The organism is Listeria kieliensis (assembly GCF_003369925.1).
Taxonomy (GTDB): Bacteria; Bacillota; Bacilli; order Lactobacillales; family Listeriaceae; genus Listeria; species Listeria kieliensis_A.
The window spans coordinates 775,833-788,991 of the sequence record NZ_LARY01000002.1 but is presented as its reverse complement, the minus strand read 5'-3'; the positions used below and the strand labels follow the sequence as shown (position 1 = coordinate 788,991).

The following is a 13,159-nucleotide window of genomic DNA, read 5'->3' as shown; positions in this document are numbered from 1 at the left end:
TTAAGAAATGGCGAAAGAGACGCATTTGAACGTGACGGTGGATTTTTCGAAGTGGGGCGCTGAAGTATATGATTTGCGCATTCCTGTCGGGCAGCCGGTGCGGGCTTTGATTGATAATTTGAAAGAAACGCTTAAGATCGATATGCCAGATGCTTCGAAATGTTCTATTAAAGCTGTGAATAAAGGCATTTTATTAAGTGATGATGACAAAATGGTGGATTATCCGATTACAAACGGGGACATCTTAGAAATTTTATAAAAGGGAGCCGAGATGATGAAAAGTACAATTGAAATTGATGGTGTTACATATGATTTTACCTGCGAACAAAATGAATGGCGTGTGAGCTTTGTTGAATCGCGTACGCGGATTAAAGATGCGGCTCAACTAGAGATTTTAACGAAACCGTCGCCATACTTTGTTCCTGTGAAGATTGAACATGAAAAGGAAACGTATACGTTTTGCTATGAAATTGCAGATACGATGTACCGCTTTGAAGAGGTAAGTCAAATGGAGCGGAAAGATAAATTACGGGCACTTAAAAATGTGGCAGAACTAAAGGCGCTTATTGGGACGCGTTTTACGTTTTTCCTTCACCCGGGAAATCTTGTTTTTGATGAAAATTTGATGCCGAAAATCGTTCACCGCGGGTTAAAAGGGATTATTCATCCATATGATCTTACGGATGAGTTGTTCTTTAAGCAATATCAATCGCTTTGTGTGGCGATGTTTTCAAAGAAATACCAATTTGACAATTTATATGCCGGGTCTCTTAAAAACGCTCGGGGAACCAATTTTGAGCGGCAGTTAGCAGACGCAAAGACGACAGAGGAAATCGAAAGTTTCTTGCAAGAATCGTTTGAAAAAGAATTAGCGGATTCGAAACGGAAGATGATGTTGATTCCGAAGAAGCAGTTCCGGACGTTTAGAGGGCTTGCGGTTGGCTTTATCATTGCGACGTTGCTACTTGCTGGGCCGGTGGTTTATTTTGCGTTTTTCAAGGTGCCTTATCAAAACGACTTGCTTTTGGCGAACGAGGATTTCCTCAAAACGGACTATACGAAAGTGATTTCGGACTTGGAAAATGACAATCCGGAAAAATTACCGCAAGCTTCGAAATATGAGCTGGCTTATTCTTATTTGCAAGGCGAGAAGCTTGATGACAAGCGTAAAGACAACATCATGAAGAATGTTAGCTTGAAATCGGATGAGCAGTATTTGCTTTACTGGATTTATAATGGGCGTGGTGAATTTGGCGAGTCGCTCGATTCTGGAAAACGGCTTCAAGATAACGAACTCGTGGTTTATGCGCTTACGAAACAGCTGGAAGAAGTCCAAAATGATAAGACGCTTTCTGGTGATGAGTCTGTGAAGAAACAATCGGAAATTGAAGCAGAACTGAAGAAATACATGGAAAAAATCAACGGGAAAAACGATTCCGAATCCAAATAGGGGAGAATGAAGATGGGACAGAATACTTTACTTATTGTTAGTAACGGGAAAGCTTGTCATAAGCAGCACGTGTCTCCTGATAAGGTGACGGAGATCAGCGGCAACAAGGAAGCGGCGGTATTTTATCCAGAGTTTCCTGAAGCGGTTAACGTGCGTTTTGAAGACGATATGTGGATGGCAGGAAATACGGCACTTGAGCTTGATCAAAAGCAAGAGCTTGAAGTAGGCGAGAACGAACGGTTGTCGCTTTACCTGACAGAAAATGTGGATGTGCAGTCATTTGATACGGCTGGCAAACTTGTGCTCACTTTTGGTGCGGGAAAAGAAAATGATGTGGTGCTTGCGGGTACAAATGCGGATTTTGTCTTTGTACGCGATGACAAAACGCAAACTTTCTCCGTGCAAGTTTTCGCTGGAGAAGTTTATCACAATTTTGAACGCTTAACGGGGCGTGAAGAGCTCCAAGTTGGCGATCAACTGTATGTGGATGGGATTACGCTTACGATCGGTCAAGATGATTTGACGATTGCGGCGGTCAAATCTCGGATTTCGACGCATCTTGCGCCATTATTTGCGGCGGATAATGCTTTTGGACCGGATTATCCAGATTATCACCGTTCACCACGGATTATTTACCGTGCGCCAGAGGATAAGTTTACGTTAGCAAAACCTTCTGCAGTGCCTGCAAAGCCATCGGAAGGACTATTAAAATTGATTTTACCTCCGCTTGTGATGATTGCAATCACAGTGTTGATCTCGATTTTCCAACCACGTGGCATTTATATTTTGATGACACTTGCGATGACAGGGATGACGGTTATCATGTCACTTGTTACGTATATTAAAAATCGCAAGGAATATAAAGTGAAGACGAAAGAACGCGAAGAAAGCTACGATTTGTATTTGAAACGCCGCACGAAGGATTTCCATCAAGCGAGCGAGAAACAACGTCAAGCTTTGCTTTATCATTATCCATCTGTGGAAGAAATTGCGGAGATGGCAACGCGTGTGGATTCACGAATTTATGAAAAAACAAGATTGCATCATGACTTCCTGACTTTCCGAGTTGGGACGGGAACAGAGCCGATCAGTTTTTCTGTAGATTATAAGGAAGAGGAGTTTTCGCAAGATAAAGATCCACTTGCAGAAGCGGCAAGTCGGCTTAAAGGGCAATATATCGATGTGAACAATGTTCCAGTTGCGACAGATTTGATGAATGGCCCGGTTGGGTATATCGGTCCACGTGGTCTCGTGCTAGAACAACTGCAAATGCTTGTGATGCAAACGGCGCTATTTCATAGTTATTATGATTTGCAATTTGTGACGATTTTCCCGGAAGAAGAAAAGGAAAATTGGGAATGGATGCGCTGGCTGCCACATGCAAACTTGCGCGATGTCAATGTCCGCGGCTTTGTTTATCATGAGCGCTCGCGGGATCAAGTGTTAAATTCACTCTACCAAATTTTGAAAGAGCGGAAACAGGCACTTGCTGAAAGACCGAACAAAAATGAAAAACTGTTTTTTGCGCCACATTATGTGGTGTTGATTACCGATGAAAAATTGATTTTAGACCACACGGTGATGGAATTCTTTAATGAAGATCCATCGGAACTTGGAGTTTCGCTTGTATTTGTTCAAGATGTGATGCAAAGCTTGCCTGAACATGTGCGGACGGTTGTCGATATTCGTGACCATAGAAGCGGAAATATTATTCTTGAGCAAGGCGACCTTGTGAACCGGGCATTTGCACCCGATCACTTGCCGGAAAACTTTGATAAGGAAATGATTTCGCGTGCGCTTGCGCCGCTTAATCACCTTCAAAATTTGAAAAACTCGATTCCGGAAGCGGTGACGTTCCTCGAAATGTATAATGTGGAACGCGTGGAAGAATTAAATATTGGAAACCGCTGGACACAAAATGAAACATATAAGAGTTTGGCTGTGCCTCTTGGGCTGCGCGGAAAAGATGACATTGTCAACTTGAATCTGCATGAAAAAGCGCACGGGCCACATGGTCTTGTTGCCGGTACGACGGGTTCAGGGAAATCCGAAATTATCCAATCGTATATTATTTCACTTGCTGTGAATTTCCATCCGTATGAAGTGGCGTTTCTTTTGATTGACTATAAAGGTGGCGGAATGGCGAACTTGTTCAAGAACATGCCGCATTTACTGGGAACGATCACGAACTTGGATGGGGCGCAGTCGATGCGTGCGCTTGCTTCGATTAAAGCGGAGTTGCAAAAGCGGCAGCGTTTATTTGGTGAGCACGATGTGAACCATATCAATCAGTATCAAAAACTCTACAAACAAGGCAAAGCGAGCGAACCAATGCCGCATTTATTCCTAATTTCAGATGAGTTTGCGGAACTTAAATCGGAACAACCAGAATTCATGAAGGAACTTGTTTCAACAGCACGGATCGGGCGTTCGCTTGGGATTCACTTGATTCTTGCGACGCAAAAACCAAGTGGGGTTGTTGATGACCAAATCTGGTCGAACTCGAAATTTAAGTTGGCGCTTAAGGTACAAAATGCGAGTGATTCGAATGAAATCTTGAAAACGCCAGATGCGGCGGATATTACGCTTCCTGGGCGAGCTTACTTACAAGTCGGAAACAATGAAATTTATGAGTTGTTCCAAAGTGCTTGGAGTGGCGCGGATTATGTGCCTGATAAGGAAGATGAGGATTATCTCGATACAACGATTTATGCAATCAATGAATTAGGGCAATACGACATTTTAACGGAAGATTTGAGCGGGCTCGATAAGAAGGAAGACTTGACGAAACTGCCATCTGAACTGGATGCCGTGATTGACTACATTCATGAATATACGGAAGCGGAAGGGATTGAACCGCTACCGCGTCCTTGGCTGCCGCCGCTTGAAGAGCAAATCTTCTTGCCGGAGCTCCATCCAGTGGATTATATGACAGAATGGGCAGGCGAAAAAGCGCCGCTTCTTGCGACAATTGGTTTCTTAGATATTCCAGAAATGCAAGCGCAGGAACCACTTACGCTTGACCTTGCGAAAGATGGGCATTTAGCAGTCTTTTCAAGTCCAGGATACGGGAAATCAACTTTCCTTCAAACGGTTGCGATGGACCTTGCTCGAGAGCATAGCCCAGAACGGTTGCATATCTACTTGCTAGATTTAGGAACGAATGGCCTTTTACCGCTTAAGGATCTGCCGCAAGTTGCGGATACGATCATGGTGGATGAAGAAATCAAGATGCAAAAGCTGATTCGCCGGATTACGCGTGAACTTAAAGTTCGGAAGCAAAAACTGAGCGAATATGGGGTTGCGAACATTGGCATGTATGAAAAAGCTAGCGGGACAGAGGTTCCTTCGATTCTGCTTGTGATTGATGCGTTTGACTCGGTTGCGGAATCGCCATACAAAGATGACTTTGAAAGACTTGTTGCGCAAGTGGCTCGTGAAGGTGCGGGCGTTGGGATTCATCTTGCGATCAGTGCGGTACGTTCGAATGCGATTCGGATACAAGTGCTTGCGAATATTAAGACGCAGATTGCGCTTTACATGATTGACCCGACGGAACCACGCAATATTGTAGGGAAAACCGACTTGACGATTGAGGAAATCGCGGGGCGTGGACTTGTGAAACTTGAGAACCCAACTTCGTTCCAAACGGCACTTCCAGTTGCGGGTGCGGATACGCTTGAGATCATCGAGAATCTGCAGGCGGAAAGTAAGCGAATGAGCGAAGCATGGACTGGCAGCGTGCCGGATGCGATTCCGATGGTACCGGATGTTCTGCCGATTGCGGAATACTTGGAGAAGAAAGAAGTAACCGAGATGCTCGAAAACGGGGGAATCCCATTTGCGGTCGATTTCGAAGACGTTCAGCCGTTTGATTTATCATTAAATCAGCGTGGTCACACTCTCGTTCTTGCAGACTCACCAGATGTTGTGGAACGGTCGATGCAATCGATCTTGGAAATGGCTGTGAAGAGCGCGGGCATTCAAGTGGCGTTGTTTGATAATGGTTCATCTCGCTTTGGCACATACCAAAATCAAGTCGATTTATATGCGAGCGATGAGGCGAGCTTTACTTCTACGATTGTTGAGCTTTCAGGTGCGTTTGAAAATCGTGAACATGCTTGGCGAGACGTTCAGGCTACTGGCGTTACCTTACAAGAGTTTTCTAAGCAATTTGAACCAATCGTCGTGCTTGTGGCGGATACGGCATTCTTAGCGGAAACTGCTGCGCTTGATGCACAGAAACCACTCCAAAAACTTGTGGAGCAAGGCGAGAAGGTGGGCATCTACTTTGTTGCTGGTGCTGTAAGTGGACAAATTTACCGCGCTTACGACGAGATTTCGGGCGTATTCAAGAAACAAAAAGTTGGCATCTTAGTGGGCAGAATCATCGATCAAAATGTGCTTGAAGTCATGAACAAGCCATATAAAGAACAACCGCTACCGCCGTATGAAGCTTACTATATCAGACAAGGGCAAGCTGAGCGGATTAAACTGGTTGCACCACTATAAGAAGGAGGGGATAAAATGGGTATATTTGGATTTTTTAATACTCCGACAGAACAAAAGCGAGATGACTATGATAAATTGCACGATTTGCTAAAGGATGCAATTCGTGAGCACGATGATAAAATGGCTGAAGCTAAAGACACTTTTAGTAGCTATAAACACGGCGTACCCAATATGTCGAACAGTAAAATCCCCTCTAATGATTTTGATCAGAAACGGGAGAAATTAACGGCGAAGCTTGCGAAATACATCAGCAGTGAAGCAGATAAGCGTTCGAAGCTCGTCAGTGCGAAAAACAAAGCATATGACAAGTACGCAGAATACAAAGCACAAGCGATCCACGAAGCAGCTGTTAAGGAAGCGAAGAAAGAAAAAGAGCGGAAAGAACGGGAGGAGCGGCTAAAGAATGGGTAATGTGAAGATCAAAGCGAGCAAAGTTGCAGAAGCAAAAGCGCAAGCCAAAATTGTCGAAGACTCACTTCGCGAAACGCATAAAAAATGTTCAGACTTGACCTCCTATGTAGCCAGTGCAAAGTGGGACGGGAAAGCGCGGGATAGTTTTTTGACCTATATTGAGCTGATCGAAAAATACCACAAGGAAGTTAAATCACGCTACAAGAAGCAAAGAAAGGCTTTGCAGAAATTGTCTGAATTTGAAGCTGACTTTGAAGAATCAAGTCAAGTACGTGAGGTGAAACGACTATGACAGCACAGGATACTTTTCGTGTTGAAGAACTATTTTTGATCGCTTCTGCCTTTGGCGGGGAATCCGTTTTCGGTCTACCGGACCGAGCGGTTTTCCAGCTGCAAGGCGAAGATGGTTTTCGTGAAGGATATGAGGCGCTTCAAGAGAAAGGGATTCTAAATGAAACTGGCGAACTGACAGACGGGGGAGCACTCGTTGTAGAATCACTTGAAAATTATCAAAGCTGTCAGTCGTATGTTCGGCTCAATCAATTTCTATTCGGGTTTCGGGATGATGATTCTGAGAACGCGTATTTGCTGATTGAAGTGGAAGAGGATTCCGCTTACCGGTTCGAAGTCATGGATAAAGTATTCATTTTGCAACTTCTAAACCAGCAGTTCCCGCTACTTGGGAGAACGATGCCAGAAGAAGAGAAATCGTTTTTGATGCGCGAGCTTAGTGCGGAAGACGCTGAATTGGCGGCATTAAGTGAGCCTGACGAACGTTTTTTGAGCATGGAATATTTTCACGTAAACGAGGAGCCACGCGTGGAAGAAAACCGTGACTTTTATCAGCAGTATTTCTTATTTGTTTGGAAAGAGCGGCTGATTGCGGTTGACGTGGTACGTGAGGCGTATTATCAGGTGAGCGGTTATTGGCTGTGGAATGAGCTTTACCGTGAATTGAAGTTTCCAGTGAAGGAGGCGCTAGAAAATGGCACAACAGGCATTTAGTGGAGCGGGCGGTTCAGGAACGATCTCGATCAATCCGGATGAACTGACACATATTGCAAATGAACTAATGGCGATTGCCAATGAATTCGAATCGGTGATTGCGCCGGCGATTAAGAATATCAATCACCAAAACTATGTAACGGCCGGAAAAGCAAAAAAAGCGATGAAGAAAGTATCCGATGCAAATGATCGCGTTTTGGAATTGCAGGATCACTATGCACGTGCATCTTCACTTGTCTTTGAAACGCTAAATGCGATGATCCAAGCTGACCAAGAAGTGGGCGAAAAAATTATCGCATCGCTGAACATTGGAGGCGATAAAGGATGAAGGATGTTCACTACATCGAAGCGGATTTTGAGAAAGCCGAGAAAAGCATCGGGAGCTTAATCGGGAAAGGCGTTTGGGGAAAAGGCGCGATTGATAGCTTGAAGGCTGTTTCGAAAAACTTGGAAGAGGCTGAAAGTGATATTGCGAGGCTAGATGCAGATGGAGCCATTTCTTTTTCGCATACGGACAATAAAAGCAAATATCAAAGTTTATTCGAGGACTTTGAAGTTTTATATGATTTTGCGGGAGAAGCTGGAAGTCTTGTAGAGGACAAAATTGATCAGCCTTTTTATGAAGCGCTAGATGAATTTGTGGAAGGTATGCGCGATTTGGATGCTTCGAAGTTTACGACGAAAAACCGGATCGGTGCCACAACGACGATGACGACGTACGCAAATAGCTACACGCGGGAAGAAATTGAAGTTCCGAAAAAAGAAGTCAGTTTGGATGATTTACTGAGCGGCGATAATTATTATGCCGATCAAATGAAAATCCAGTATGAGGAATGGAAAAGGCAAAATAAGGATCAAGATGTGAGTCAAAAAGATTTCCGCGCAGCGATGATTAATTCACGGGCTTTTGAGTACACGTCGATCAAAGATGAACAACAGAAAAAAGAGTTTTGGGTGAATGTCGTGGCGACGGTGGCGATTGTTGGTGTGAGTATTTTCTGTCCGCCGGCAGGTCTAGCACTTGGTGTGGCTTATGGAACGCTCGAAATGAGTGCGGCTGTGCGCGGGAAGGACTGGCTGACGGGTCGCGAACTGGATACGTCGGAGCGCGTGATGCGTGGGGCGTTTTCGCTTCTAGATATTGTGCCTGGAATGAAAGCTTTTTCGGGCGGCACGCAGGCGATACGGTCGGGGTCGAAGCTGGCTAGTTTAAGTGATAATGTGCTGAAAGGGATGAAAAATATCCCGTCGAAAGCGGATGATTTGATTAAACTGGGCAAGAGTAAAGCCTTGACGCGGATTAACAGTTTGAAAACGACAGCGAAAGAAGCGGTACATAGAGGGATCGAGAAAGGAATCAAAGGGCTTGATGAAGTTGGGAAAGTGGCGGATAACTTTAAGGGCAATTTGAATTTGAACTCAAGGCGGAAACTCGCGGTGGATGGACTCGGTGCGCTTCCAGCAGGTGGAACTTCGAAAGTCGCGAATGCGACGGAGAAGATGAAAGATGCCTTGAGGAAGTATGATCTGAATTTGAGTAGCGGAAGACGCGGAGCGGATGATATAATTGGTGAAAGTAGCAAGATTGTAGGGAAAGAAGCTAGTGGGGTTAATGACTTTGTTAAAGGCACTGCAACATTTGATGATGTTGTAGAAGACTATGCAAAATTATATGCTGAAAAAGTTAAGTCTAATAAAACATGGAGTTGGCAAGATATTGTAGGGGGAGACAAGCTAACTGCAAAGCAAAGAAAAGAAATAAAAGAATTAGCAATAAATTCTGGTGACGTTCCTAAAATTAATATGAAGGCAGAAACTAAGTATCCAGATTTTGCAGAGGCAGGTGTCATTTATAAAATTGATGGAGAACATGTAATTAAAGATTTACCTGAATCGTTGTGGTTGAAAACTGATAAAGAACAATTCCAATGGTTAGATAGTCAATTACCAAATGGTGTTAGACCAGAAGGCTATACATGGCATCATAGTGAAATATCAGGGAAAATGGAACTTGTAGAATTTGGTATCCATAATTCAACCTGGCATAAAGGCGGGAGAGCACCAGGAAATTGGTCTCATGCACCTAGGTAAATATATTTTTAGAAAGGGCTGGTCATGATGTTTGAAGTACAAAAAGGTAGTATTTTAGTTCCTCCTTCTGACGAAACTGTGAAAAAATTTAATGATTTTTATAAGGTGCAGTTACCAACAGAATATGTAAAGTTTTTGAAAAAATATAATGGTGCTATTCCAGTTACAAATGTTTTTAGTTCAAGTAAGAAAGATTATTTAATAGAGAGATTCTTGTGCTTGTTAAGCAAAGAGGATAGGGATAGGCTGACAGACGTCAGTTGGAGTGAGATAGGTGTAGTTTTAACTGAGCTAGATGAAAGACTAGTTGATGACGAAGACTTAATAGGCATGAATATTATACCTATAGCTATACTTTTTGCGGGTGATTTTATATGTTTAGATTTTAGAGAAGATCGGGAATTACCAAGTGTTTGTGTTTGGCTACACGAGGAATCAGACGAGTTCATGCCTGTAGTAGAAAAAATTTCATCTGATTTTGTGGATTTTTTAAATGATTTACATGTTTAATATAATTAAAAAAACAAAAAGCATTTTGTCGCAAGATTAGTAATCGAGTGACAAAGTTTTAGCTATAGCTAGAGTAGTATGATTAACTAATCAAGTTGCAAATAGTTGTTGCATTTATTTGTGGTGTGGAAGAATAGAAAAACGATATTGGTACCACTTTTTAGAAGAAATGGCTCTTTACATTAGAATTTAAAAGGAACCTTTTGATGGTAAAGGTTCCTTTTCATATCCCCTTAGCTTCTAAATTTATATCTTGTGCCAGCCCAATTGTATGGTGAAGGAAGGATTTTAGTCTAGCGAGATATGTTGGAAGCATGAAGAAAAATTCAAAGCTAGCAAATGTCTTTAATCATCACAAGTTATGAGGTGAATAATAAGAAATGGACAAAGTAGAGTATTTGTCTCAATTTAGAAAAGAAGGGGAATTGCAAACAATAAAAGATATACAATTTCCTCAATTATTGGGGGATTGGTACGAAGTATTTCTTGAAGAAGATAGAAAAACACGTGTGATTAAATCAATATAAATTTGGAAAAGAGAAAATCAAGATGAATTACGAAATACTATTGCGTATCTATCTGAAAACTTGGTAGATGTTGATATTATCAAATCAAATGGGAGTTATTCGGTACTGTACTCATTAAAAATGATGGATGGGGAATAGATTACTATGAAGGGCTTATACCTTCTGAAAAGACATCAGATAGCTTGCGAGAATTTTGGATGAAAACCCCAGATTCTATTAAAAGGTTTTATGAAAAGGTGCATAATGGCTTTTATTATTTTCCTAGTCAGGCAATGGGCTTATTACCTACCAGTAAAATATATAAAATGAGTGAAGATGATTGGGGAATTCTAGATTTTTTGGAATCGCCAATTAAAATTCATTTAGAAACTTCTTTTCCTTTTTTTAGCACTGGCATGGGAGGATATGTTGTTTTAGACTATCAAAATCCAGTTGAAGAAAATGCCGCAATTTGGTTTGTTGATGATCAACCTGAACATTCTAATAATTTTTGAGGTATTGTAGATGAATGGATAGTATTAGGATTTGAATAAAATGAAGGACTGGTATATTTCGGTACTAGTTTCAGACTATCGAAAAACGCCAATCCCTCCACGAGAAATAGGAGGTATTGGTGTTTTCTATAAAAATGGGATGAAACTGTAGCTAATCAAATTGATAGTGTCAATAAAAGAAGGTGAGAGAAGCATGGAAAAAGAGATAAAAATTGATTCTGATTTTTTAAGAGAAGATGATCAACCCAAGGTTACCTCAAAAAACAGAGGGAGAATCCTAATATTCGAATGGAGTCCATTTAAAAGCTGGCGTCTGAATGAGACGTCAGCTTTTTTGATTTGTCACCGCCAATACGTTTAAATGATTTTGTCGCTCAGGAAACGCGGAAGGAGTCTTCGAAAAAAGTGGCGGATAACTTTAAGGGCAATTTGAATGTGAACTCGCAGCGAAAACTCGCGGTGGATGGACTCGGCGCGCTTCCGGCAGGTGGAACTTCGAAAGTCGCGAATGCGACGGAGAAGATGAAAGATGCCTTGAGGAAGTATGATTTGAATTTGAGTAGCGGAAGACGTGGAGCGGATGATATAATTACTGATGGGTCACATTTAGTTGATGGAAAGTTGAAGCCAAATGAGCAATATATCACTGGTGAATTCGGTTATCACTATAAAACGGACTCTTTGGGACGAATTGACAATTTTAAAACTGATGATCTTCAATTGACAAGTAGGACAGATAGACTGAAACATAACCCCAATACCCCTGGTAAGATACAGGGAGATCATGCAGGACATTTGGCAGGAGATAGATTTGGCGGTTCACCAGATATTGACAATTTGATTTCTCAAAGTAGTAAAGTTAATCAGGGAATGTATAAAAATATTGAAAATACATGGGCTAAAGCTATTGAAGAAGGGAAAAAAGTTAGTGTGGATGTTAAAGTCAACTATGATAATATTAGTTTGAGACCTTCAAGCTTTGATATTGACTACACAATTGAGGGTAAGTGGTATAGTAAACATATAGATAATTAGAGGGGTGAGGTCATGGTTAAAGTATTTGAAGATTATTTTAGTGAATTGCAAGCAGACATGGTGTCTATTTGTTTGGAATATGTAGAGAACACAGGGGATAACATATATATATATTGTTCTTATGAAAATAATGTTTATTCAGTGGGCTATTTTTATAGGATAAATGGAAAAGTAAAAGAAAGACACAAGATAAATGAAGAATTACCTAATTGTGATGTATCAATAGGTAGACAGAAAATAGTTATGCAAATATTGATGGATGATTTAAAGCAGATTAACAAAGTTTGTCAGCAATTTGGGAGGCCCATGCCTACTGAGATGAAGCTGGTTTACGATATTAAAAAAAATAGTTTAGAAGCAAAATATCAATATGACTTAGTTTATTCAAATGATGCTAAAAAAACAGCAGACGATGTTGAACAAAGTTGGCTTGAGGAAGTAGAAAATAATTAATGTAGCAGCGTCCCGCAAGTTTCGAACCAGTAAAGCTGGATCAGACGATTAAGATATAATATTAGTTGTGATAAAAAGGAGGACTTTTGATGATGAATCGGAAAGTTCTCCTTTTATATTTTGAACTAGATTTTCTAATCTCATAAGAAGAATAAATATACTAAAAGTTTAATAAGAGAAGGAATAGTATAGTTGGATTGAAGAAGTGAAGCTATGCCTGAAAACTTGGATTTGAATTCGAGGCGGCAACTCGCGGTGGATGGACTCGGTGCGCTTCCAGCAGGTGGAACTTCGAAAGTCGCGAATGCGACGGAGAAGATGAAGGATGCCTTGAGGAAGTATGATTTGAATTTGAGTAGCGGAAGACGCGGGGCTGGATAGATGTCAATAAAGTAGACACAAAAAGAGTAAATACTTAAAGACTTTCAAAATAAAGAGCCTCCTTTTCATTTGGAGTAAGCATCTCTTAATGTACCATGGAGGACGCTTTGTGTTGTAGAATCCTTCAGTATAGGTAAAACAAGATAATCGAACTTCTTCGATGGAATGGAATTGCCGACGATTTAATTCTTCTTTTTTCATATCATTATGGTCATTAGTAATAAATATTTAACAAAATTCGGTTATAAAGTGAAACACAAAAAACCAAAACTTCAATTCTACGTTGCTTT

Annotated in this window: 14 protein-coding genes; all 14 read left to right on the top strand. The window is 41.4% G+C overall.

Translation table 11 applies throughout. The features are described from left to right. The first annotated feature begins 7 nt into the window (after positions 1-7). The 14 genes from UR08_RS09655 (at position 8) to UR08_RS13015 (ending at position 12,869) form a co-directional block, all read left to right on the top strand. Entirely contained in the window at positions 8-259 is a 252-nt protein-coding gene (locus tag UR08_RS09655; protein ID WP_115753433.1) for an EsaB/YukD family protein, read from the top strand. 15 nt (positions 260-274) lie between these two features. Beyond that, positions 275-1,450 (top strand): type VII secretion protein EssB, encoded by a 1,176-nt coding sequence (gene essB / locus UR08_RS09650; protein ID WP_115753432.1) that lies wholly within the window; start codon positions 275-277, stop codon positions 1,448-1,450. 12 nt (positions 1,451-1,462) lie between these two features. Further along, positions 1,463-5,962, top strand: coding sequence for a type VII secretion protein EssC (gene essC / locus UR08_RS09645; protein ID WP_115753431.1), 4,500 nt, complete (start codon positions 1,463-1,465; stop codon positions 5,960-5,962). 15 nt (positions 5,963-5,977) lie between these two features. Continuing rightward, positions 5,978-6,373: a chorismate synthase gene (locus tag UR08_RS09640; RefSeq protein WP_115753430.1), complete on the top strand. Its 396-nt coding sequence runs from the start codon at positions 5,978-5,980 to the stop codon at positions 6,371-6,373. Further along, positions 6,366-6,665 (top strand): WXG100 family type VII secretion target, encoded by a 300-nt coding sequence (locus tag UR08_RS09635; protein WP_115753429.1) that lies wholly within the window; start codon positions 6,366-6,368, stop codon positions 6,663-6,665. The genes UR08_RS09640 and UR08_RS09635 overlap by 8 nt, the downstream gene beginning before the upstream one ends. Continuing rightward, a complete protein-coding gene (locus UR08_RS09630; RefSeq protein ID WP_115753428.1) occupies positions 6,662-7,378 on the top strand; it encodes a DUF5081 family protein in 717 nt (238 codons plus the stop codon). Before UR08_RS09635 ends, UR08_RS09630 begins: the two co-directional genes overlap by 4 nt. Next, positions 7,359-7,706, top strand: a complete 348-nt coding sequence (locus UR08_RS09625; protein ID WP_115753427.1) for a hypothetical protein — start codon at positions 7,359-7,361, stop codon at positions 7,704-7,706. Before UR08_RS09630 ends, UR08_RS09625 begins: the two co-directional genes overlap by 20 nt. Further along, positions 7,703-9,469 carry an HNH endonuclease signature motif containing protein gene (locus tag UR08_RS09620; RefSeq protein ID WP_115753426.1) on the top strand — a complete coding sequence of 589 codons (1,767 nt, stop codon included), beginning with the start codon at positions 7,703-7,705 and terminating at the stop codon, positions 9,467-9,469. Before UR08_RS09625 ends, UR08_RS09620 begins: the two co-directional genes overlap by 4 nt. A gap of 24 nt (positions 9,470-9,493) precedes the next feature. Continuing rightward, positions 9,494-9,979 carry an SMI1/KNR4 family protein gene (locus UR08_RS09615; protein WP_240616064.1) on the top strand — a complete coding sequence of 162 codons (486 nt, stop codon included), beginning with the start codon at positions 9,494-9,496 and terminating at the stop codon, positions 9,977-9,979. Positions 9,980-10,359: 380 nt separating this feature from the next. After that, positions 10,360-10,506 carry a hypothetical protein gene (locus tag UR08_RS13020; protein WP_165849977.1) on the top strand — a complete coding sequence of 49 codons (147 nt, stop codon included), beginning with the start codon at positions 10,360-10,362 and terminating at the stop codon, positions 10,504-10,506. A gap of 197 nt (positions 10,507-10,703) precedes the next feature. Continuing rightward, complete coding sequence (locus UR08_RS09610; RefSeq protein WP_133296344.1) at positions 10,704-11,000, top strand: SMI1/KNR4 family protein; 297 nt, start codon at positions 10,704-10,706, stop codon at positions 10,998-11,000. Between the two features lie 339 nt (positions 11,001-11,339). Next, positions 11,340-12,035: a DNA/RNA non-specific endonuclease gene (locus tag UR08_RS13125; RefSeq protein ID WP_240616063.1), complete on the top strand. Its 696-nt coding sequence runs from the start codon at positions 11,340-11,342 to the stop codon at positions 12,033-12,035. 12 nt (positions 12,036-12,047) lie between these two features. After that, on the top strand, positions 12,048-12,488 hold the full coding sequence (locus UR08_RS09600) for a DUF600 domain-containing protein (protein ID WP_115753424.1): 441 nt from the start codon (positions 12,048-12,050) through the stop codon (positions 12,486-12,488). Positions 12,489-12,701: 213 nt separating this feature from the next. After that, the gene (locus UR08_RS13015) at positions 12,702-12,869 is read left to right on the top strand and encodes a hypothetical protein (protein WP_165849976.1); all 168 of its coding nucleotides are present in this window, start codon (positions 12,702-12,704) and stop codon (positions 12,867-12,869) included. Positions 12,870-13,159: the final 290 nt, after the last annotated feature.